The sequence below is a fragment of the Colwellia psychrerythraea genome (assembly GCF_000764185.1).
In the GTDB taxonomy this organism is placed as follows: Bacteria; Pseudomonadota; Gammaproteobacteria; order Enterobacterales; family Alteromonadaceae; genus Colwellia; species Colwellia psychrerythraea_B.
The window spans coordinates 76287-99225 of sequence record NZ_JQEC01000014.1 but is presented as its reverse complement, the minus strand read 5'-3'; the positions used below and the strand labels follow the sequence as shown (position 1 = coordinate 99225).

The window sequence follows — 22939 nt, the reverse complement described above, 5'->3', positions numbered from 1 at the left end:
TCGTTATTGTATACAATATAATTTGTGTTTAGACTATGCCACTTCTTTAATTTAGAAGTATAAAAATAATGCAAAAAAACATATATAAACTCGGAATTTTATTAACAAGTACTTGCCATATTTTGACGGTACAAGCTAATGAAACTGATTTATTCAATGTTGATGTTTATGGGAGATTAAATCTTTCTTACCAGCTAGAGAATAATAAACAAACAGGAAAAGTTTGGAAATTAGCCAATAATGCATCTCGCCTAGGTTTTAAAGGAGGAAGTGTTTTTGCGGAAAATATGTCAATCGTATACCAAATAGAATTTGGCGTTGAAGCTGACGATGGAGATAAAAAAGGTCGAACGTTATCACAACGAGATACTTTTTTAGGCGTGCAAGCCGACTGGGGTCGATTTATTGCCGGTAGAATCACCATTCCTTTTAAAGAGGCTAAAGGTAACTTTGATTACTTTAATGATTTACAAGGCGAATTAGGCAAAATAATTGACGGAGAGGAACGTTTAGATAACGTCTTGCAATACGACAGTCAAAAAATATTGGGTCCCATAAAAGCAACTATAGCTATTGTGCCCGGAGAAAACACCAATGATAGCAGTCAAGATGGTCCTGCCGATGGCATATCTTCATCTATTGAATACAAAAACAACGACCTGTTTTTTAGCGCGGCGATAAACTCCAATATTAAGCAGTTGGACCAATTACGTTTAGTGGCTACCTGGCCGGTTAGGAAATTGCGATTAGGGCTTTTATTCCAACATACTAAAACCAGTGAAAATACAGTGCTATTGGCTGATGGTAGTAATAGTGCCAACGCCTATGGAATAAGTACATCTTACGCTTTTAATAAAAACCGAATTAATGCCCAATTTATTCGTAGTGATAGCTCGATGAAATTATCTGACGCTACCCAGTTCTCTATCGCTTGGGAGCATAGCTTCAATTCACGTACCACATTTTTCACTTACTTTGCTGATCGCGATGCTGAGCAGGCTGATAAAACCGAAAGCTACTATGCATTAGGTCTTAAGTACAATTTTTAATATTCACATGTCATTAGATAACAACAATAACATCTCAAATATTTACTTTAGGTAATAACACCATGAAAAATTTATTATTATTCTCACTATTATTTTTATTGCTAAGTGAGCAAAGCTTTGCTGCTCGTATGGTTATTGAAGCCAAACATAGCCCAAATCCCATTAACATTGATGGAAAAAAAGATGCACACTGGAATTTGGTTAAGCCATTAACAGTGAAGCTTAATGAGCTGCCTTACGAACCAAATAATGGCTATCTAGGACTTAAAGAAACCTCAATAGAAATAAGTAGCTTATATGATAGCGAGTATGTCTATTTCCTGTTCCGTTGGTACGATCCGACAATCAGTTTAGCGCGTTTTCCTTGGGAAAAAAGCCAAAACGGCTCTTGGATTAAGCTGTCTAATTTAGACCATACCTTACATGAAAATACCTACTATGAAGATAAATTAGCTATTTATTGGGATATCAATGAGCGCGGTTTTATCAAAAAAGGTTGTGATAAATCCTGTCATATGCAGGAAGAAGGCATGTTAGAGGGTATCAAAGACACCTCTTCCGGTCGTCATTACACCAAAAATGATGGCGAAACTATCGATGAATGGCACTGGAAAGCTACCCGTACCAACTCGTTAAAGCAAATGGATGATGGTTACGTAGATAATGAACATGAAACTAATAATAAATGGGGTCGACATATAGACAACCCTCACTCAGGAGGTTATTACGCCAATAAAAATAAAACAAATATGCCTGCTTGGATGAATGGTCCTGAGGTAAAACCAAGTCCAGACTGGATATTGGACAGTAAAAAGGTGCCATTTGTCGATACCTTTAAAGCAGGAGATAGAATTGGTGGCATTGTCATTGCCCCATTTGAACAAGCCCGTGCAGACGTTACTGCCCGAGGCATTTGGTTTGATGATCACTGGCAGTTAGAGATCAAACGTAAACGTATTACTCATCACCAAGACAGTGCTACACAAGATGTACAATTTGATAATTTACATAAAGCTTATTACTTCGGAGTAACTGCTTTTGATAATAGCCAAATTAACCACCTTTATCATAAAAAGTCTATCAAACTCATATTTAAACAGTAACTGTGACAAATAATTATTGAACCAGCCTTTTAATAACTCGAGCCAGTATTAACCATGAAATCAACAGCCACAACATTTGAGCCACCTATTATTTCTAGGGGGTATGTTTTTTATCGCTGGCTCAAAAAACATTATTGTACTTGGCTAGCACTGCCATGGTTAATGTTATTAACCTTTGCTTTAGCAATGCAATTTTGGATTGGCTTTCAATATAACTCTAATGATACCACCACTATTTACCTGCAAGTAGCAAGAGCCTTTGCTTATGATCTTTTATTGATATTAAGCCTGCTCTGGTTACCCGTTATGCGCCACGGATTGGCCGCACTATGGCGTTCTCGCTGGACAAGCTGGTTACCTTTAACACATGCAAAAAATATACACCGTTGGTTAGGCCATGTATTGATCGTGGCCTCGCTTATTCATGGTAGTTGTTACCTGCTGTATTTTAACAGTTTAGAATCACCCTTCATGGCAACTTTATTAGGTGAGGAACCTGATTTAGTTCGCTCTATGAAAACCACCATGTATGAATTTGTTAGCGAAGATGAAAGTATTGAAGATGTCATCGATTGGATAGCGTTAGGCATGCCTGAATCGATGTATCACGATAAAATACGCCCTATCATGAAAGAAGATTGTACTAAATGTCATAGTTCCTCTTCCACCATGACTTATGCCATTCCGTCATTAGCCCTCAGTCATTATGATGAGGTAACTTCTCTGAGTCAGGCTGGGCTATGGTCTCGTCAATTTCGTATAAATATATGCGGCATTGTGATGTTACTGTTGGTGATTGCACTTTGGGTTACCTCCCTTGGGGTCATGCGTAAACGCTATCATCATGTTTTTCAACAGGTACATAAACTAGGCTATTTAATGATCTTATTAGCCTTACTTCATATCCCTCGTTACACTTGGTTGATCTTGCCTTGTATCATTTTAGCAATCGAATATGTCTTTTCGCACTATGTACGTATTTATTACAATCAAACAGCGACATTAATCAAAGTGAATGACTCTGTCATGACACTTACCTTACCTCGACCATCTAGGTTTAAAATACAGTCGGGACATTATTTACAATTACGCATCCCTGGAATAAAACGATACGAGTGGCACGATTTTTCTTTAACCGGGCAACGAAGTGATGAAGATGTAATCAGATTAAAAATCAAGGTTCAAGGCAATTGGACCCAAAAATTATATGACAGATTCGGTAGTGCAAAATATCCCTCCTCCACGCGTAATGATTTATACATGAATGAGTTACCTCAGACGGAAAGTCTGAATGAAGATCAGGCGAGACTTAAGGTTGATATCAGAGGACCTTTTGCCAGCCCTGCTGCTCATATGCCAAAAAATGATCGATGGGTTATGATAGCAGGAGGTATTGGCATCACCCCATTTATTGGTTTTATGCATGCATTTTTAAGTAACAAACATCAAGTTAAACAATTTCATTTAATATGGGTATTAAGAGATAGTGCATTACTCTCTTGGTTAAAACCTTTTATTACATCGCCAATTTTAGGTGGGCATATACATATTTATCTTACCCAGTCAGAAGAATCTTCTTTGCCTGATTGGTTGTATTTTAATAAACAAAAAAATATTTCAATTAATAAACAACGGCCTGATTGGTCAAAAATCTTCAGCCACTTAGATGAATTTAATCATAACAAAAATAGTACACAAAATAAGAGTCATAATAGATATTCACTAAAAATAAAGAAGCCGCACTGCTTTGTCTGTGGCCCATTAGGCCTAACTAAAGCAGTGACTAAACATTGCCAGAATATGGGATGGTCGGTCAGTGTTGAGCAGTTCTAAATTATCAAATTGATAGAATATGCTTGGGTTGTTTCTTAGTCATAGATGACCTTATTGTGAGTAGTAATCAAATTATAAAAGCTGCTATTTTCCCGTTATCCCTAGTTTAGAGTGATGTGATGAACGCCTTGATATAAATAATCTGAATAGCTATCTAGGGAGGTTTCGTTAATTTCGGTAAAGTAAGCAAAACTGCCTTTCATCTTCATGTCATTTTGCTTGAGTAGTACTGCGCCATTAATCTGTAGAAAAGTGATAGTTATGGTTAAGTCGGTAATACTGGCAGTGAACATAGGAGAAAATTCGGCGTTATTCCAAATAGTTATTTTTTCAATGAATTGTTGCTCTTTGTTATAGACTAACTTGCCTTGCAACTTACCTCTAGAATCTTTGCCAAGTTTATTGATATTAACGTTAAATGCCATAACAATATGTTTCTCATTTACGGATACTAAAGACAGACTTTCTGAGTTTATTAGCTTGCGTAACGGCAGTTGTATGCTCTTCTTTTCTTTTTTATCTGTGCTGCTTTGCTCCTGTTTCTTTTTAACAAATTTTTTAATTTGTTTTTTTGTTGGTGCTTGACCATTAATTTGATTAAGAGACCATGGTTCAATTGCTTGTGGGGAGTGTTGCTCAATACTACTTGATATGTCCCCTTCCTCGTTTTCATAACGAGAAATTTTATAAGACCAAAGCGCTTTGTTAGTATTTTCAACTTTTATAATCGCAAAATTTATTTTTTGTTTGAGCGATGCTAGCTCGGTTGTAGTATTTTCTGCTGCATTATCCACAGCACCAACGTTAAAAACTGCACATAAGCAGATCAGTGATAAGTAATACTTATTCATAATATTTTTGTCTTTTTGGAAAGTAAAATGAAAGTGTATTTATCTTTATGTGAAATAAAGGTGAAATAAGCGTGATTCAGGCGAAGTTAACAGGGTGGAACAAACATAGACTTGATTTGCTGCCAATAACTAGAATTTTCCGGGTAACATGAACGAGAAGAAAATAACCCCACGCGCTTTTCTTTGGTAAAGCCATCAGGAGCCCTGAACGTGCCAAATACATGATCCCAAATCAGCAGAGCATTGCCGTAATTGCTATTCGCTTCTGACGAAGTTATTGAGTGATGCCAACGATGTGCTTCATTGGTACTAAAAAGATAATTTGACCAGCCACTTTTCAAATCAATATTAGCGTGTTGAATTAAAACCAATGGCTGCGTCAAAACTAAATAACCAAGAATAGCATTCGGCGAAAACCCCATTAACATAACGGGAGTAAAGCCAATAACTGAGTTAATAAGGTAATTAACAGGATGGAATCTAAGGTTATTCATGAAGTACAATCGCTTGCTACTATGGTGCATTGCATGCAACCACCACAAAGAAGTCTGCAGGTGGTGTAATCGATGTGACCAATATTTTCCAAACTCAATAACTAAGGTCACAACAATGACCTGAATATAGAAAGGCAATGAGCTTTGTGTGTACTCTACATTCCAACATTTATACGCAGCAATAACCAACAATGGCAATAGTATTTTAATAATCGGGTCAACTAATATAACTAGTGTCGCCGCACTACTGAGATCCGTTTTTAGATCCCCTATATTTTTATTCCAAGCTTTACGAAAAGGTGTTTTTTTTTCTAAAAAAAAGGCTAAGCCTACCGTTATAACGGATATTAATACTAAAATAATTTCTAGATTAGATTCATGATTATTTGCGATAATAAGTACCACAGCACTTAAACTAACTAGCACTATTACAAAAAAACGTTGCACCAAATTTTCCATATTTACCTCCATGTTGTCTAGTTCCAAGTCTGCAATCAAACAAAGAACAGCGACAGTGTAAACTCTCCCCTATGGTGGAGAGTCAACAACAATCTTAAACAAGAGGTTTAGGAGCAATTGGGATCTTTGCTCAGGCAGTCTCTAATAACTGTAGCGTATTGTCTTAATCTGACTTGTTTTTCATTTAAGATAGAAATTTCTTTAGCAATTTGTACCTCTTTTAGGCGCATCATATTTTCTATTTCCCCCCATGCTATAGAGGCTTCTTTTGATAATAAAACGCTTTTAAGTTCGGCCAATTTAAAGCCGACTTCTTGAGCCTGCTTAATAAGCTTTATGATATTGATATCACGTTCAGTAAATACACGATAAGACCCAGCTCTGCCTAAATCAGGTAATAAGCCTAGACTCTCATAATGCCTAATAGCCTTAACTGAAGCGTTACTTAACGTAGATGCTTGCCCAATAAAAATCATAATAAAATACCTGAGGTAGAGTCACTATGACGTAATGCCACAATAACTGGCTTGTTATAGGACTCTTGATGCCATTGGGTGATTAGGCGCTAATTGAAGTAAATCCCATAAATTACCATACAGATCTTCAAATACGGCAACAGTGCCGTAATCCTGAACTTTTGGCTCTCTAATAAATTTTACACCTTCAGATAGCATTCGGTTATAATCTCGCCAAAAGTCATCTGTATTTACAAAAAGCAATACTCGACCACCAGCTTGATTTCCAACAAAATCAATTTGCTCCGGTTTTGATGCCCGAGCTAATAATAAAGTGACACCATTAGAACCCGGTGGTGAAACGACAACCCGATTTGTCTCAAAAATAGGGAATAACAACTTAAATCCTCCGTGAAATATAACGCCGCAATATGCACCTAAGTGATAGTTACTAAAATAGAGAGGCACCGACGGCCAACACTAATGAAAAAACACTTAGCCACATTAGCTGAAAACCATAGGAAATACGTTGATGGATGCCGGGGTTACTTTTAGATTTTACAGCTTTAGCCATAGCAAATAGATAGTAAACAGCAGCTATAACAGAAGCTACTGAAAAAACGCGGAAATATAGTGGGATAAGTTCAGTCGTTGGGCTTATTGCTATTAATATTGGTGCTACAACGAGTGAAAGCAACATGATAAAACCTGCCCAAGAATGTACCTTACAATTAAAAGTTGGAGTCTTTGTAAATGGATCAGCGTCCATTGGGAAATAACCTGCTACCCAAGTACCAATACCATGAGCTATGACTAACCAACCAGCAACATTAACTAAGATTGAAACATTTGACAGCTGCGTCAAATACCAACCGAAAAAGCAAAATAGAAAGCCTAGAGGGTAATTGTTAATCAAGGGCGACAATTTTTCGGTTGGGCTACCCGTGGCACCTAATTCACTACAAAATTGTTTAGAATGACTGTAACCAGCATAAAATCGACTTGCTACATAAACACCAATAAAGATCCAGATTGTTGCAATTAACCCTGAATAGATCGCAATACTTTCAAACACCACTAAAATCCTTTTTGTAATCTAACTAATCACTTCATTTTACAAGTATTTTCTTCACATGTCGCATTATAATAATGAGCACAAAGTGTTTAATGATACTTTTTCTAAACACCTTAGTGTTAAAGTTAGTCTTCAACCGGGCTCTACAAAGTCATTCGAAGTGAACAAGCTACAACAAGCAATGAAGTTAGCTAACATATTACCTTGCCCATATTTTATTATTGCAAGAAAGCAAAAATATTACTGGCGCATAAATAACAGACTTTTTGATTATGAAGGAAAATACCGAAAAGCCCATGAACTCAAATAAGCTCAATGGCTGAATAATCAATTATTAGCCTTAAAAATCATAGGCTTGCCAGAAACAAAATAAACGAATAAATTACCTCAGAATACTTTAAAGTATCCTGAGGTAATTTAAACCTTACTTTTGCCTTAGGTTGTTTAGCGGTAGCCATCAACCCTACCGTCGCCAATTTTGATGAAATAGGCACCCATGGGAGTAACTTTAACATTAAAGTTACCTGTACTAATGATTTAAGCCAGTTAAGCAAATGATAATAATGCTCCTGTAACGGTACTGAACTGTTACTGCAGACATAGTAAAAACACTATTGCTCGATTAGTTTTTTATACCCCTGGAACGTATGGTATCTCGACAAAGCAATCACTTCCTGCTGCTGAACCACTGCACGCCAACTTTTTATTAGAATCATCTAATTGCGTCCATTTATGAAATTGTTCATCATCACTTGATGTCGTTTTGCCTATATATTTAAGTTCGTGAATAGATCCATCGAGCATAGTAACCGCAGTCATAAATGCTAAATAATGAACTAAAGGTACAATCAGTATAATTGAAGCGGCAAGAGGTAAAAATTTATGAAATCTACTTTTATGATTAACTTTATTAATGCGCTGATGTAGCTTAAATTCAAAGTCACTACTTAATGATGATTCAAACCTCGCCAATTGATTTTTTAGAGTACTAAGATTATCAACTTCTCGAGAGCACTGCTCACACCCATCAATATGTTCTTTGATAGCGCTATGTTTGTTAAAGTTTAGTTCATTATCAACAAACTCACTTAAAGCAATTTTAATATCTTCACATTTCATGATTATCTTCTCTTAAGGAACTAATAACTTTCTTTCTGGCTGTGCTTAAACGAGATCGGACCGTGCCAACTTTAATGTTCAAAATTTCACTGATTTGCAAATAACTGAAATCTTCTTTGTCACAGAGATAAATTATTTGCCTTTCATCTACAGGTAGACGATTTAGAGCAAGTACAACCTGCTTTTGGTCAACCTCAAATAAATATTGTTCTTGAAGATTAATAGCTTTTTCTTCTTCTCCCTTATGAAAAATCTTATATAAAGAAAAGCGTCGAGAGCTTGATCGAAAGTAATTAAGTACAATGTTCTTTGCAATAGAAAATAAATATGTCGAAAATTTAGATTCATTACGAAAATGAGCTGCTTTTTTGTAAAGCTCAATAAATACTTCCTGAGTTAAATCTTCTGCATCATGTTTATGTTGTTTAACCTGAAAATAAATAAATCCAAAAATTCTTTCTTTATATCGTTGAACAATTTCTTCATAAGACCCCCTTGAACCATTCAAAAACTGATCAATGAGTATCTTATCTGATGGCTTACTCAAGTCCTGATTTTTAAATGGTTCAACTTTTATATTACTATCCAACTTACCTTTGAATACTGAGTTCATTAATCGTTCTCAAAACTCAAGTTATTAATTTTTTTATGACTTTTTTTTGCATACATATCAGTTAAAGGAGTGTTCCGATCTACAATTTCGAAGCTTAAATTATCAAACCACACTTTGCCATTTCCATATAGAAGTACACCGAAGGCCATTTCTGTAGCGTTAGAGGGTACATCTAAAACTATCGTATACTTTCCCCATTCCGTAGTTTCTTTAATTGGTCTATTTTCCATATTATCGAACGCTAATGGTTCCTTTTGACCACCATCAATTCTAAACCAACCACCTGTCCAGCCAGTAATATCTTGTGTTTTAATATAAAGAGTTAATTGAACACGCTCCCCTAAATAGCCTTCAACACTAGAAGTTTGCATTAATGTCCCAAACCCTTTTGATTTAGCAGTATTACTCTCAATAAAAGCAGATTTACTGCCATCAAAAGTAGAACTCTCATCTACGCCCATTTTGTAGGACGAGGAGGCGCTTCCAGCTTTAAACCAACCTTTGGGTAGAACATCTCCAGCTAAAACCGGTAATGAACTCATTGTCAAAATACTAACTAATATGGCTACATTATATTTTTTCATTTTAAACTCCTTTTGTTATTGTCCACCTTATGTAACCAGACAATAAAAATAGTTCATTTATTTCTAATAAAAAGTAAATGGGCTATTTCACTAACAGAATCAATATGCAGACGTCATATATTTTTTACACTCTGGTAACCCTGTTTAGCAATCCACGTCAATGATTGCCGAAAAATAATTGTTAGCAATAACTTGATTAATTTAGATCACTCAAGCGCCAACAAAATATTTTTATGTGTTGAGCCTCTATCTTTTTAAACAATTAACTAACTTAATTGTTAAAATATCGATAAACTTGCCCCTCAACATTTTTATCTTGTTATAACCTTAATAAAATATCACATCATTTACCTAGGAGCACTTAGTGCCAATATCTTCAAACACGCCCTCATCTGCAATCAAATCAATACCAAAACCTGTGTTAAAACAAAATATTGTCGCGCCAATAGCTAAAAAGATCCCCCATAAAATGGCAATGCATGATCATCAACGGGTTGATAATTATTATTGGATGCGTGATGACCAGCGTAGCGATGAAGCCATATTGACACACCTTAATGATGAAAACAGTTATGCAGATGCCATGTTGGCGGAGCAAAAACCGCTGCAAGAATTACTTTTTGAAGAGCTTAAAGCACGTATCGTCAAAGACGATAATACTGTGCCAGCTAAAGATGGAAAATATTGGTATCACAGTGAAATTAATGGTGAGCAAGAGTATTCAAATTATTACCGCGCCACCAGTTTTTCTGGTGATAACAAAACGTTATTATTAGATGTTAATGACCGCGCTAAAGATCACGAGTTTTATGACTTAGGTGATTTATCAATAAGCCCTAATGATGAGTTAATGTCAATATCGGAAGATACTGATAGTCGCCGCATTTACACCATCAATTTTAAAGACTTAAATAAGATAAGCACAGCACAAGATGCTTATTTATCAGATGTTCTCATTGAAACTGAGGGACAAATTGTTTGGGCTAATGACAATCAAACGGTATTTTATGTAAAAAAAGATCTAGAAACCTTATTAGGTACACAAGTTTATCGTCATAAATTAGGTACGCCACAAGCTGATGATGTTTTGGTTTATGAAGAAGACGACCATAGCTTTTATATGAGTTTAGATAAAAGCAGAGATGACTCACAAATTTATATTTGTTTACACGCCACTGAATCCACACATTATTTTTTCCTTAGTGCCGATGAGCCAAATGGCGAGTTTGTCGAGCTTTTACCTTATCAAGAAGAACACGAATATCACGCTGATAAAATGGGCGAACACTTTTATATTGTCAGCAACTATCAAGCTAAAAACTTTCGCTTAATGAAAGTTGCCGTTGATAAAGTTGATGATATCAATAACTGGCAAGAATTGGTCCCTCACAGAAAAGATGTGTTATTAGAGGGTATTGAATTATTTCATAACTTTATTGTGATTACTGAACGTGAACATGGTCAGATTCGTTTTATTGTTCATACCACTCAAGGTGACAATGCAGGTCAACAATACCCATTGTCTTTTGATGATCCTTGCTATTTTGCTTGCCTTGGTGATAATCCTGAGCCAAAAAGTACCACCGCAAGATTATATTATTCAAGTTTAACCACACCGGGCTCTTTATTTGAGTTTGACTTAGCTACCGGTGAGCGCAAGTTGCTTAAAGAGCAACAAGTATTAGGTGACTTTAGCAAAGACGACTATCAATCAGAGCGCTTATTTATTACCGCACGTGATGGCGTAGAAGTTCCGGTATCTATTGTTTATCGCAGCGATACTTTTAAAAAAGATGGCACTAACCCACTACTGCAATACGGTTATGGCGCTTATGGCATTACTATTGATCCAGATTTTTCGAGTACAACATTAAGCCTACTCAACCGGGGTTTTGTTTACGTTATCGCCCATATTCGTGGTTCAGAAATGTTAGGCAGACAATGGTACGAAAGCGGTAAAAAAGCCCATAAACAAAATACATTTAATGACTTCGTTGATGTAACTAAGGCATTAATAAACCAAGGTTACGGTGCTAAAGATAAAATATTCGCCTCGGGCGGTAGCGCCGGTGGTTTATTAATGGGTGCCGTGGTAAACCAAGCACCTGAGCTGTATTTAGGTATTGGCGCGCATGTGCCCTTCTTAGATGTATTGACCACTATGCTCGATGAAACCATTCCGTTAACGACTAACGAGTATGATGAATGGGGCAATCCAAACGAAGAGCAAGCCTATCAAGATATTTTAGCTTATTCACCCATTGATAATATTATTGCTCAGAGTTACCCCAATATACTTGTAACTACAGGGCTCCATGATTCACAAGTACAATATTTTGAACCAATGAAATGGGTAGCAAAAATGCGGGAATTTAAAACTGATGATAACTTATTGTTATTTAAAACTGATATGGAAGCGGGCCATGGCGGCGCTTCAGGGCGCTTTAAAAGCTTAAAAGAAAAAGCTTTGGAGATGAGCTTTTTTATCTCCTTATTACCTAGATAAGTGTTCATAACTAATTTTGCTTAAATAAACATTCTGCATGTGTTATTCGCTAGTTAGGTTTGGTTAATTTGCGAATAACCATTTTAGCCATGTTTATTATTTAAATATGGTAGTTTTTTATGCTGTTAACGCTTGTTTTTATAATAAAGCAGCCGCATTTGAATGAAGTCTTGCTGTTGAATAGCTTTTTCAATAACAGCTGTTAGTTGCCGTTGTTTAGCAGCTAATGGTGACTTCTTTGAAATAGCGATATAGTGCTCGTTACTATGTGTAGGCTGATAAGTAGTTTTTGTTATTTTGTCACTAACTCCTAACGCCATGAGCATGGCCGAAGTGCTTTCTTCGTAGTGAATAAATATATCTATTCGGCCATGGAGTAACATCTTAATACAACTATCAAGGCTTCTTAATTCATATTTGTTCAGTAAATTATCTTGTTCAAAAATTGCATGATGTTTTGCACTTCTAATCACTCCAATGACTTTTCCTGTCAAGTCTGCATAACTCTGGATTTCATCGGCATTGTCATTAAGGGTAAAAAATCGAAAAGATAATTTTTCATAAGCTGGGTAAATATATATTAGCTGCGCCGCGCGAGCTTCGCTGAAATCTAAACCAACAATAATATCAGCATTACCTTTTTTAACCTCCTGTATACGACGAGCTAATGGCATGGTTGTTATGTCTATTTTCATCGCTAATTGCTTAGCAATATAGTTCAAATATTGACTGTGCAAGCCATCTTTGAACTCTTCTGCAACTGCAGCTTTAATGGTTATCTCATTAGCCAAAACTTGCTGGCTTTGACAAAATAAACACAACACCAGCACACACAGTGCACTGGTTATTGACAAATACTTAGGTGAATTGATTTTAAACAGCGCCATTAATAGCTTAATTAGTTTCATCCACTAGTAATATTAGATGAAAACATTGAATTAACTATTCTTAAGTGCAGTTAATATCCGTTAAGTTAGACTAAATCTACTACCTTTGTCGTTAACTTGCTTTAATAAGCTGTAACCTAGCTAGCATTACCAACGGCTTAACGGATTGATTTTTAATAAACTAACTTGACAGAGTAAACTTTAATACACGATGACCTAGTTGATCAGACAAGTGTTGTAATTGTTCACTAGATGCGGATATTGTCTCAGACAAGTTAGCGGTATCTCTTGCTATTTCAGCAATTGACATCAAGCTACAATTAATTTCTTGTACAACCGTGGATTGTTGCTCAGCGGCAGAGGCTATTTGCCTATTCATGTTATTAACAGCTTCGCTAGATTTTTTTATGTCACTTAATGCAAGCTCGACATTATTGGTATTTTCAACACTTATTTCTGCTTGATTTTTGCCTAATTGCATTGCGCTAACAGCTTCTGCTGCTAAAGATTGCAGGCGAGTTACCACGTTTTCTATTTCCAGTGTTGATTCAGCAGAGCGTTGCGCAAGCGTTCTTACCTCATCAGCGACAACCGCAAAACCACGCCCTTGCTCTCCTGCTCTAGCCGCTTCAATGGCAGCATTAAGCGCAAGTAAGTTTGTTTGATCAGCAATGCTACGAATATCATTGAGCATGGCCTCAATATTATTACTTTCTTTACTTAGCTTTTGAATTATCTCGCCAGAACTTTCTATGTCTGCAACTAATTTTATAAAGCTCTTTCTATTCTCAGTAACTAGTTGATGTCCGCTATTTGAACCTTTTTCAGCTGAAGAAGATGCTGTAGCAGCCTCGAGGGCATTAAAAGCAACCTCAGCCACTGAATCACTGACTTGGGTCATGGCCGTAACAACCAGTTCGCTGTCACCTAACTGACGATTAACACCTGCTATGGTATGTTCACTTGATACTTTTAAGTCTTTCGATGCTTGTGCTAGCTCTAGTGATGAGTTTTTTACTTCCATCATCAAGCCATCAAATTCTGCCATCATGTCATTGTAAATATTTGCCATGGCACTAATTTCATCGCTACCAGAAATATTCGCCCGTAAGCTTAAGTCTTTAGTACTTGCAGCTAACGTCATCAAGGTTGATAAATCAGTGATACGTCGTGAAATACCGTTGGCGATAATAGTTAATGCCAACAGGACCAGTAGGATTAAACAAAGCCCAACAACTATGTCATTCCTCTGTTTTTTGTTTATGTGCTGTTCAATGTTTTCAATGGCAAATTCGCTAAAGGCATTTAACAAGGTTTCACTTTGATGGATAATTCCCCTCATTTCACCAAATATGCCTTGTTTACTCGTTAAACCAAGCTTTTGTTCGCCCTGCACTAGCTTGTTAAATTGTTGTTGATAATTATCTAACGCTACATTTGTTTTTTGCTTAAAATTCTGATTGATTTCACTGTTATTCAATTTATTACGCATAACTTCTATACGTTTATTAAATTTGTCACTATATTTTACCTCGCGTCTTAACATGAAGTCTTTTTCATGTCGGCGCAACATCAACATCGTTCGCATCAGACTGTGAATATCCAAAGTTGAACCTGATAACTGTTCACGTTCTGTCAGCAAGTTTTCAATTTGGTGTACTTCATTTCTTAATGAACCATACAAACCATCTTTGGCATGAAGACCTACACTTTGTTGCTGTTTAGCAAGGGTGATAAATTTGTTTCGGTAACCTGTTAACACCCTTTTCAGCTCGGTGATCTGGTTATTAGTAATATCAACGGATAAGAGCTGCTGATCTACTTGCGTTAAGGTAAGTGTTATCTCCCTGAATGTCTGCTCAAATTTAGCTAAATATTTAAGATCTTTTCTGGCGATAAAGTCTTTTTCATGTCGCCTCAACATTAGCATTTCAGCTTCAAGTTGAACGGTATGACGAGAGATATTATTGAACTTTACTAAGGTATCTGTAGCTAAATAATTATAAGTTATCAATATTAGAAAACCTATGGCAGCTAATATAGCTAATAAACCTAATTTCCATTTTATATTCAAACGATCCACTGCTAATTCCTTGATGATCCTGCACTCGTTACAGAGTTGTTACATTTATGTTTCAATATTATGACAGCTTTATTACATCGTAACTACAAGATAAATAAAAAGTTATGCTGTTGTATGAAATATCATCATTGTTTATTAAGGCTTGGGAATTAACTAACTAGCACTAACAAACATTAGTGCAAAAAACTGAATCGATTGAAATTCACGGTTTACCGTCATTGCTAACATTAAGTGAATTGAATCTTACTGAAAAATCTAATTAAGTAAGATATAGTTTTGATGGCATAACCGATGGCGTAATTTCAATTAGGCTTGCAGTGGAAGCGGATTGTTTAACGATTTAACAATTCGACATTGGTTGGATATTGCTCAAGTAACTCAACAAGCTTCCTCGCCCCTTCTGCAGGTTTAAGACCAGTAAGTGCCCGTCGTAAAATTCTTACCTTATCGAGCTCCTTGGCATTTAAGAGAAGCTCCTCACGGCGTGTGCTACTTTTAGCGATATCCAGTGCGGGAAAAATTCGCTGGTTTGCTGCTTCACGAGATAAAACAACTTCCATATTACCAGTGCCCTTAAACTCCTCAAATATCACTTGGTCCATTCTGCTGCCAGTATCAACAAGCACGGTAGCTAGAATAGTAAGCGAGCCACCATTTTCAATTTTTCTCGCAGCGCCAAATAATTTTCGCGGTATTTCCATAGCACGAGCGTCAATGCCTCCAGACATTGTACGACCGCTACTCTTTTGGCTGGCATTATGTACTCTTGTCAGCCTTGTTAGAGAATCAACAACAATCATTACATCAAGGCCTTGGCCTGCTTCTTTTCGTGCGATTTTTAGAAGATCATTGGCAACACGCACATGTTGTTCATAAGTTTCATCCGTAGAAGATGCATAGACTTTGGCTGGTACACTGCGCTTAAAGTCAGTGACTTCCTCTGGGCGCTCATCAATAAGTAAGGCATAAAGCTTTACCTTTGGATAAGCGGTACCTACTGACTGGCATATATGTTTTAACAAGGTGGTTTTTCCTGAGCCTGGGGGAGCTACAATTAAGCCCCGCTGCCCTAAACCGACAGGCGTAAATAAATCCATTGATCGAGTAGATAATTGCTCAGAGCCAAGCTCTAGGCGAAGACACTGATGAGGGTTAATAGCAATGCCATTTAAAAAACGCTTTGTTGGGTCCTCATGAGGAACATCTTTCACCATGTCATCGGCTTGTTTGCAGACCTGTTTGACGACTTTTTTTCTTTTTACATTCAAAGTTAATGTTTTTCTGGTCATGGTATCGTTTTTCGCTCTAGAGAATGAAGATGCTTACAGATGTCTGGCGCAACAGGAATATTGACAGTGTAACTTAGAAGTAGTTATAGAGAGATGATAACGTATTAGAAAAGCTATGGGTAAGGCATTTGGAAATAGCGGGGATTATATTTTAGCGACGCTGTGATTTTTTCGATACAAATGATGTGAGTTTTTACTGATTTACGATCAGCTATAACAGTCAGCTAGCAAAAACCTGGTAATAGGCTTTAAGTTGTCTTAGTATTAACAAAAAAATTGACGGCAGCCTTAAAAAGGCGGCCGTAACTGATAGCAATTTAGATCATTATGCTTACTGAATAAATTCTCCCGCTAAAACATTTATAAACTTCTCATTTTCTATTACCAAGGTACCGTTAACAATCACCTGCTCTACGCCGACAGAATATTTATTCCACTGGTTAAAGTTTGCTTTCGGCGCAAATTCTTGTTGATCAAAAACAATAATATCAGCTTTATAACCTTCTTTTAAAATACCACGCTCGGTTAGACCAAGAATTTTGGCGGTTTTCGCTGAGCTTCGATTAATAAAGTCAGCTATGGTGAGCAATTTTTTCTCGACTACATAAGTTTGATACTTTCTTGGGAAACTGGCGTATTTTCGTGGATGGCCATCAGTACCATCGGAAGAAGTAACCACCCAAGGCTGTACCATAAAGCGCTCAACGTCTTTCGGTGACATATTAAAAGATGCCACTCTTACATCACCTTCCAGTATTAACGCAATAGCGGTATCAACAATAGACAAGTTTTTTAGCTCCGCGACTTGTAGCAAATTCAAACTGACCAAAGTGGTATCGATAAATTCAGTAATATACAGCGAGTCTGGTCCACCCCTTCGACGAATATTCTCGGTAACTTCTTTTGCCAGTTTTTCAGCTAAACTCGCTTGTTTCAACCGTTGATGAAAAGCTGTAGTAGAGTCAGCCATTACCCATTTTGGCATAACCGCACTACGCAACTTGGTACCAGAGGCTAACCATGGATATTGATCTGCTGATATTGAAGTGCCATTCTTCTGAGCTTGTTCAATTTTATCAATTGCTTGTTCACTTTGTCCCCAAACATCAACGCCAAGTGCTTTGATATGGGCTAAATGCAAGTGAATATCGGCCTTATCAGCAATATTAATTGCTTCATCAAGCGCGGCAGTAAAACCTATGTTGAAGGTACTTTCATCACGTAAGTGGGTGTCATAAATGCCGCCGTAATGACTGGCTATTTTGGCTAGGCTGATTACTTCATCGGTATTAGCATAACTACCGGGCACATAATATAAGCCGGTTGATAAACCAATAGCGCCAGCTTTCATCGCTGTGGTGAGTATTGCCGACATTTCACTAAGCTCTTCTGGCGTTGAATAACGCTCAGCTCGACCCATAACCTGCTCTCTTAAACTACCATGACCAACTAATAACGCGGTATTTGTGCCTATACCGTTGCTTGTTAACTTTGCCGACATAGCGGCGATATCAACGGGGCCGCCGCCATCATTACCGTTAATAACCGTGGTAACACCTTGGGTTAAGTAATTTAAGTTATGGTTTTTATCGTTACTTAACAGCTCAGACAAAGAATGAGTATGTGGGTCAATAAAACCAGGGCTAACAATTTTACCTGTGGCATCGATTGTTTTTGTCGCTTTAATAATGTGCTCACCACTAGGGTATAAACCACAAATTATTTTCTGGCAAATAGCGACATCAAGTTGTTGAGCTTGATTATTTTCGCCGGTGTAAACTGAGCCATTAGTAATTAGCAGATCAACTTTACTTGCCCATTGTCCCGGTAATTCACTTGCCGTTTTACTTAACATTTCATCTTGAACGGCACTTTCATCAGAGCAAGCTGCTAAGAGCGCTAAACTTACTGCCATTGCGATTGTTTTTTTATTAAGTGACTTTTTAGCAATCACTTTCATAGTAAGCAATTTTACATCAAATATACTCATAGCGTGTCCTATTGTTTGTCATGATCAACGTTTGATAACATATTAATCATCAGTATGTTAGCTGACTTAAAGGCAATTCTCTTTATCTTAGTGCGATCGGTATTGTCGCCCATTTCATAGGTAATAGCATGCACACCAAATTTATCAGAAAAGTACTGTTTCGAAACCCCTAAATCAGGGTTGTTACCTGGTCTCAACACTACATCAAAATTAGGCATTTGACGGTCAAGTTCACCTAACCAATTTATTACAAAATAAGCTTTTTCTACACCGTAATCAACGGGCATGGTGTAAAAAATATCACTTTTAGTGGAGTGAAAATCTACCGCGAAACGTATTTTTTGTCCCTGGCTAACCAGTTGCTGTAAATAGTCATTGATCAGACTCGTTTCTACTTGTGTAAAATCTACCCAGTCACGATTTAAATCGAAGCCATTAGCATTGCTGCGCCAATTACCAGCCTCAACACCATCAGGGTTGATATTGGGAATAACTAAGACGTTGTATTTTCTTAAGAAATAATTACTAAGTTCGCTGCTTGATAACAGTGTTTCGACAAATGGAAACAGTGCTAATGCACCTGTTACTTCTGGCGGATGTTGACGACCGAGAATAACCACCCACTCGTTAGCATTTTTATTTCGACTCTCTATTTTATAGATAGGACGCCCTTGTGTTGATTGTCCTAAAATGCTGTGGGTAAAAGTATTTTCTTTCGTTATTTGTTTTGCCCAATCTACATAGTATTCATTATTTATAATTTCTTGGGCAGCGATAGTAACCGGCTTAGCTGATGCTGTCATTTCCATGATCAAACGCTTACCACGTAGTTTATACTCTTGCAGCTGCCATGTTTTACCGTCTCGACTAATTTTTGGAGGATAACGGTGTTCATCACCACTAACTCTCATGGTGATTTTAATATCTGTATTTTGCTCAGCCTGTACTTTAAATGCATACCAAGGGCTTGAGTTGATCGGGGTATTTTCAGGCACTAAAATGATTTCAAATTCATTTTCTGCCACTTTTTTACATTCATCCATGCGAGCAGCAGCAAAGTCAGCGGTTAATGTTACCTTACCGATAGCGCAAGACGGGTTAATAAAATTTTCTGTATTACTAGGCTTTTCCGCATTAGCTTGAGCGGCTTGATCAGAAGATTTGAACTTTGTTTGTACTAACTGCTCTTTAGCAGTATTTGCAACAGCAGAACTTTCTTTTTCAATGACATGAGGTGATGAACATGAAAACAAGAATAATGGTAATAACAACGGAGAAGTTTTCAATAATTTAATCATAATTTTCAAACTATTAGTTGGTTAAAAATAATATGGCTCGATTAGCTTTCACTAACCGAGCCATAGGATTTATCGCTTACTTTAAATACTACGAGTAATCGATGTTTTTAAACGAGCTAGGCTGCGATTAAAAAGTTTTGCTTAAGTTCATGTACATGTAACGACCACGGTTTGAATGATAATCACCTGAATAACCATGCCAGTAATTATCGGCTACTGGTGGCTCTTCATCACCGATGTTTCGAATACCTACTCTGATATAAGAACCATCTAGAAGTGTATCATTTGATACCTTATATGAGCCATACACATCAACAGTGGTAAAACTATCTATAGGTAAAAATACTTTTTCATCGTCAATTGTCGCGTTTGTACTCGTATCGATAAACTCACTAACATAATTTAAGCTAACACCAGCGCCCCAACCATTGAGTCTCCAGTTAAGTGAACTTTTAGCTCGCCATTCAGGATTACCATCTTGTTTGATTAGATCGCCAACACCGGCAACTTCTACTTCTTCAAGGTTTGGATATTTAACTAAATCTTTTTGCGCTTCAAGTACTGTCGCAGATAGAGTATCAACTGATGTTTCATATTTAGTTAAATAGGCGGCATTTACGTTAAATTCAAAGTCGCCAATTGACGTTTCAAAGTCATACACTACACCAAAATCAAGACCAGACAACTCTTGGCTTGAGGCATTGATATATCGATTATTTACTTGGCTAGCGACTAATTCTTCATCACGAATAACGTTAGGATTACCAGTACCACCATCTACACGTAAAACATAATCGTGTGCTAAAACGGTTTCATAAGGAGCAAGGAAAACCAAATTTTCTTGCTCTATATTCCAATAATCTACAGTAAATGTTAAATTTTCAAGTGGCTCAAAAATAACTCCAAAAGAGGTGTTAACACTGTCTTCTGGTGCTAGATTAGAGTTACCTTGACGATTATCAATCACAGCATAAGTGTCATCTAATACCGGGTCATACTTAGAGCTACGACGTGGCATACTTGCTTCTTCAGAACTTTGTTGTAGGCCTGGTACTTTAAAACCACCCGCATACGATGCTCTCATGCTAAGCCAATTTGTAGGTTTGTAAAACAATGCGACTTTAGGTTTTAATGCATCACCACCGTCAGAAAAATTTTCATAACGTGCAGCAAGTTGCACTTCTGCATACTGATCACCACTGTCGATTAATGGCAAGATAAGCTCAGCAAATGCTGAAGTAACACTACGGCTAGCACTGGCGTCCGTCGTTGCACTACTGCCATATAATGAACTTTCATTAACTACACCTTTATAGTCGGTAAAAGGTAAACTACCGTCTACATACTTAGAGCGGTCACTGGTGTAATCTTCATAGCGGTATTCAACACCTAGCGCAAGGCCAGCGTCGCCAGCAGGCATTTCGAAGATCTCGCTATTCGAAGCCTTGAAATCGATTGATGCTAAACTCGTTGTTGAATCAGTGTGAGCTTGAATTAAAAACTGGTCAGTAATGGATGTCGAAACTAATGGTCTATTTCCAATTGTATTTGGATTGTTAATATCACCACCACCAAAGACATTGTATGCTGTACTTTCATCGGTACTGTTCACCGCTTTTTCAAAAGCATTTATATCAATACGGGTACTGGCATCGTTGGTTTCAGCTGCACTATAAAATGCTGCACTTTCCCAATCCCATTCGCCCATGTAACCTTTAAAACCTGCTAGTACTCTGTAACTAGTATCATCAACGGTAACGGTTCTTGGCCCAATATCAGTAGGACGATATTTTTTTAAAGTGACTTGTTCATCAAAAGGGTTATAAAAGGCATCTGCTGCGATATTAAATCGATGTTTACTACCGTTGTGATTTTGCTCTGACTGATTGGTAAGTTCCGCTTGGTAATAAATACCTTCAGCAAAAAATTCAACATCATCATTAACTTGATGGGTGAAATGTGTGTAAAAGTTAACTCTTTGTGCATCTGAAGATAATGGACGTGTAGTACCACGATCAAATTTCACATCTCCACCTGGTTTAGAGCCAGCTGAACCGGAAACACTTTCTCCAACAACACAAACACCATCTAAACCAAGCGCAGCAGAAGCTCCACCTGCACCACCGGCATCACAATCCCCCATACTTTCTGGTTGAAGGTGAAATGTTCCGTAAGAAGAACTACTAAACTCACCCCAAGGGGTATCACTGCTGCGGTTATCTAATTGACTATCACCAACAAATTCTTCAGGTAAACCAGGATATTGACGTCTATCATGACTTGCTGAATATGGACGTTCTGTTGCCATCATGCCATTTCGGTTATAGATAGTAACTGAGCCAACTAAATTGGAACGGCCATCATTTAACTCTAAACCACCTAAATAACTAAAGGTTGTTTCATTTAATGGTGTGCCTTGTGATTGACCATATCTAAGACTTACCTTACTACCAACATATTCACTGTCAAGGGCATAGTTAACTACACCTGCAATAGCGTCAGAGCCATAAATTGCAGCAGCGCCATCACGTAAAACTTCTAATGAACGCAAACCTGAAACAGGTAAAGTATTTGAGTTAACTGTATTGACTGGTACTTTATTAGCACCTGACTTAGATTGAGTGCCTGGGTGGTTAACCATGCGACGACCATTAAGCAATACCAAAGTATTACCAGCGCCTAAACCTCGAAGGTTAAATGAGCCAACATCACCCCGGGCATCATTTACATTAGAAGAACCAGTGGTTTCACCAAAATTAACTGAGCCCATTTGTGGGATAGAGCGAAGTAATTCATCACCTGACACAGCAGCGGAGTTTTCAATATCAGATGCCGTCATTAGTGTTACAGGTAAAGCACTGACATCAGCAGCACGTTTAATATTTGAACCGACGACAGAAATCCTTTCGACTTCTTCCTCTTTTATTTCTGCTTTTTCAGCAGCAAAGGCAACTTGAGAACTTAATGCAGTTAGTACACATAAACTCAAATGTGATAGTTTCGACTTAAATATTGATCTATCTTTCATGACATCCACCATTGTAATTTAACTTGTTTTATAATTGTCAGGTTATTAGCTACCTGATCATTTAGTTACGTTTCATTCACCTTAACCATGAACTTAAATTACAAGGTTAACAATTAACGCTTTATTGCTGCCCTATAACCTTGGGTTATAGCATCGATTTTATCTAGGATTATTAAGGATTTTTTTAGATGAAAAAGTTGCTAAAACATCATAGATTATTGAG

Annotated in this window: 19 protein-coding genes; 5 read left to right on the top strand and 14 right to left on the bottom strand. The window is 37.2% G+C overall.

The features are described from left to right. Positions 1–68 precede the first annotated feature (68 nt). The 3 genes from GAB14E_RS23960 to GAB14E_RS23955 all read left to right on the top strand — a co-directional run bounded on the left by GAB14E_RS23960 (position 69) and on the right by GAB14E_RS23955 (position 3985). Positions 69–1049 carry a porin gene (locus tag GAB14E_RS23960; protein ID WP_052093542.1) on the top strand — a complete coding sequence of 327 codons (981 nt, stop codon included), beginning with the start codon at positions 69–71 and terminating at the stop codon, positions 1047–1049. 62 nt (positions 1050–1111) lie between these two features. Then, on the top strand, positions 1112–2152 hold the full coding sequence (locus GAB14E_RS15625) for an ethylbenzene dehydrogenase-related protein (RefSeq protein ID WP_033081536.1): 1041 nt from the start codon (positions 1112–1114) through the stop codon (positions 2150–2152). Positions 2153–2206: 54 nt separating this feature from the next. Next, the gene (locus GAB14E_RS23955; RefSeq protein WP_052093541.1) at positions 2207–3985 is read left to right on the top strand and encodes a ferric reductase-like transmembrane domain-containing protein; all 1779 of its coding nucleotides are present in this window, start codon (positions 2207–2209) and stop codon (positions 3983–3985) included. 101 nt (positions 3986–4086) lie between these two features. Here GAB14E_RS23955 and GAB14E_RS15630 read toward each other — a convergent pair whose 3' ends face one another. The 5 genes from GAB14E_RS15630 to GAB14E_RS15645 form a co-directional block, all read right to left on the bottom strand. After that, a complete protein-coding gene (locus tag GAB14E_RS15630; protein ID WP_033081535.1) occupies positions 4087–4836 on the bottom strand; it encodes a hypothetical protein in 750 nt (249 codons plus the stop codon). 86 nt (positions 4837–4922) lie between these two features. Next, complete coding sequence (locus tag GAB14E_RS23950; protein WP_052093540.1) at positions 4923–5789, bottom strand: sterol desaturase family protein; 867 nt, start codon at positions 5787–5789, stop codon at positions 4923–4925. 107 nt (positions 5790–5896) lie between these two features. Then, a complete protein-coding gene (locus tag GAB14E_RS15635; protein ID WP_052093539.1) occupies positions 5897–6265 on the bottom strand; it encodes a MerR family transcriptional regulator in 369 nt (122 codons plus the stop codon). Positions 6266–6319: 54 nt separating this feature from the next. Beyond that, positions 6320–6664, bottom strand: coding sequence for a VOC family protein (locus tag GAB14E_RS15640; protein ID WP_331386595.1), 345 nt, complete (start codon positions 6662–6664; stop codon positions 6320–6322). 31 nt (positions 6665–6695) lie between these two features. Further along, on the bottom strand, positions 6696–7319 hold the full coding sequence (locus GAB14E_RS15645) for a DUF998 domain-containing protein (RefSeq protein ID WP_033081547.1): 624 nt from the start codon (positions 7317–7319) through the stop codon (positions 6696–6698). A gap of 58 nt (positions 7320–7377) precedes the next feature. On the opposite strand from GAB14E_RS15645, the gene GAB14E_RS15650 reads away from it, so the two are divergent. Beyond that, entirely contained in the window at positions 7378–7629 is a 252-nt protein-coding gene (locus GAB14E_RS15650; protein WP_033081534.1) for a hypothetical protein, read from the top strand. A gap of 320 nt (positions 7630–7949) precedes the next feature. On the opposite strand, the gene GAB14E_RS15655 is transcribed toward GAB14E_RS15650, so the two are convergent. The 3 genes from GAB14E_RS15655 to GAB14E_RS15665 are packed head-to-tail and all read right to left on the bottom strand — an operon-like array spanning position 7950 to position 9635. Beyond that, on the bottom strand, positions 7950–8438 hold the full coding sequence (locus GAB14E_RS15655) for an anti-sigma factor family protein (protein WP_033081533.1): 489 nt from the start codon (positions 8436–8438) through the stop codon (positions 7950–7952). Then, positions 8428–9051: an RNA polymerase sigma factor gene (locus GAB14E_RS15660; RefSeq protein ID WP_033081532.1), complete on the bottom strand. Its 624-nt coding sequence runs from the start codon at positions 9049–9051 to the stop codon at positions 8428–8430. Before GAB14E_RS15660 ends, GAB14E_RS15655 begins: the two co-directional genes overlap by 11 nt. Further along, on the bottom strand, positions 9051–9635 hold the full coding sequence (locus GAB14E_RS15665; protein ID WP_052093538.1) for a hypothetical protein: 585 nt from the start codon (positions 9633–9635) through the stop codon (positions 9051–9053). Before GAB14E_RS15665 ends, GAB14E_RS15660 begins: the two co-directional genes overlap by 1 nt. A 406-nt stretch (positions 9636–10041) precedes the next feature. On the opposite strand from GAB14E_RS15665, the gene GAB14E_RS15670 reads away from it, so the two are divergent. Continuing rightward, complete coding sequence (locus GAB14E_RS15670; RefSeq protein WP_052093545.1) at positions 10042–12141, top strand: S9 family peptidase; 2100 nt, start codon at positions 10042–10044, stop codon at positions 12139–12141. Between the two features lie 125 nt (positions 12142–12266). Here GAB14E_RS15670 and GAB14E_RS15675 read toward each other — a convergent pair whose 3' ends face one another. The 6 genes from GAB14E_RS15675 to GAB14E_RS15700 form a co-directional block, all read right to left on the bottom strand. Next, the gene (locus tag GAB14E_RS15675) at positions 12267–13049 is read right to left on the bottom strand and encodes a substrate-binding periplasmic protein (protein WP_081967746.1); all 783 of its coding nucleotides are present in this window, start codon (positions 13047–13049) and stop codon (positions 12267–12269) included. 160 nt (positions 13050–13209) lie between these two features. Beyond that, entirely contained in the window at positions 13210–15111 is a 1902-nt protein-coding gene (locus tag GAB14E_RS15680) for a methyl-accepting chemotaxis protein (RefSeq protein WP_033081530.1), read from the bottom strand. A gap of 332 nt (positions 15112–15443) precedes the next feature. Further along, positions 15444–16400 carry a transcription termination factor Rho gene (rho, locus tag GAB14E_RS15685; RefSeq protein WP_052093537.1) on the bottom strand — a complete coding sequence of 319 codons (957 nt, stop codon included), beginning with the start codon at positions 16398–16400 and terminating at the stop codon, positions 15444–15446. Positions 16401–16731: 331 nt separating this feature from the next. Beyond that, positions 16732–18390 (bottom strand): N-acyl-D-amino-acid deacylase family protein, encoded by a 1659-nt coding sequence (locus GAB14E_RS15690; RefSeq protein WP_033081529.1) that lies wholly within the window; start codon positions 18388–18390, stop codon positions 16732–16734. Positions 18391–18398: 8 nt separating this feature from the next. Continuing rightward, positions 18399–19688, bottom strand: a complete 1290-nt coding sequence (locus GAB14E_RS15695) for a M14 family metallopeptidase (protein WP_033081528.1) — start codon at positions 19686–19688, stop codon at positions 18399–18401. 127 nt (positions 19689–19815) lie between these two features. After that, positions 19816–22716 (bottom strand): TonB-dependent receptor domain-containing protein, encoded by a 2901-nt coding sequence (locus GAB14E_RS15700; protein WP_033081527.1) that lies wholly within the window; start codon positions 22714–22716, stop codon positions 19816–19818. Between the last annotated feature and the right edge of the window lie 223 nt (positions 22717–22939).

Excerpts from the sequence above, each read along its gene's own strand:
- GAB14E_RS23960 (WP_052093542.1), top strand. The coding sequence starts at position 69 with ATGCAAAAAAACATATATAAACTCGGAATTTTATTAACAAGTACTTGC.
- GAB14E_RS15625 (WP_033081536.1), top strand. The coding sequence starts at position 1,112 with ATGAAAAATTTATTATTATTCTCACTATTATTTTTATTGCTAAGTGAG.
- GAB14E_RS23955 (WP_052093541.1), top strand. The coding sequence starts at position 2,207 with ATGAAATCAACAGCCACAACATTTGAGCCACCTATTATTTCTAGGGGG.
- GAB14E_RS15630 (WP_033081535.1), bottom strand. The coding sequence starts at position 4,836 with ATGAATAAGTATTACTTATCACTGATCTGCTTATGTGCAGTTTTTAAC.
- GAB14E_RS23950 (WP_052093540.1), bottom strand. The coding sequence starts at position 5,789 with ATGGAAAATTTGGTGCAACGTTTTTTTGTAATAGTGCTAGTTAGTTTA.
- GAB14E_RS15635 (WP_052093539.1), bottom strand. The coding sequence starts at position 6,265 with ATGATTTTTATTGGGCAAGCATCTACGTTAAGTAACGCTTCAGTTAAG.
- GAB14E_RS15650 (WP_033081534.1), top strand. The coding sequence starts at position 7,378 with ATGTCGCATTATAATAATGAGCACAAAGTGTTTAATGATACTTTTTCT.
- GAB14E_RS15655 (WP_033081533.1), bottom strand. The coding sequence starts at position 8,438 with ATGAAATGTGAAGATATTAAAATTGCTTTAAGTGAGTTTGTTGATAAT.
- GAB14E_RS15660 (WP_033081532.1), bottom strand. The coding sequence starts at position 9,051 with ATGAACTCAGTATTCAAAGGTAAGTTGGATAGTAATATAAAAGTTGAA.
- GAB14E_RS15665 (WP_052093538.1), bottom strand. The coding sequence starts at position 9,635 with ATGAAAAAATATAATGTAGCCATATTAGTTAGTATTTTGACAATGAGT.
- GAB14E_RS15675 (WP_081967746.1), bottom strand. The coding sequence starts at position 13,049 with ATGAAACTAATTAAGCTATTAATGGCGCTGTTTAAAATCAATTCACCT.
- rho (WP_052093537.1), bottom strand. The coding sequence starts at position 16,400 with ATGACCAGAAAAACATTAACTTTGAATGTAAAAAGAAAAAAAGTCGTC.
- GAB14E_RS15690 (WP_033081529.1), bottom strand. The coding sequence starts at position 18,390 with ATGAGTATATTTGATGTAAAATTGCTTACTATGAAAGTGATTGCTAAA.
- GAB14E_RS15695 (WP_033081528.1), bottom strand. The coding sequence starts at position 19,688 with ATGATTAAATTATTGAAAACTTCTCCGTTGTTATTACCATTATTCTTG.
- GAB14E_RS15700 (WP_033081527.1), bottom strand. The coding sequence starts at position 22,716 with ATGAAAGATAGATCAATATTTAAGTCGAAACTATCACATTTGAGTTTA.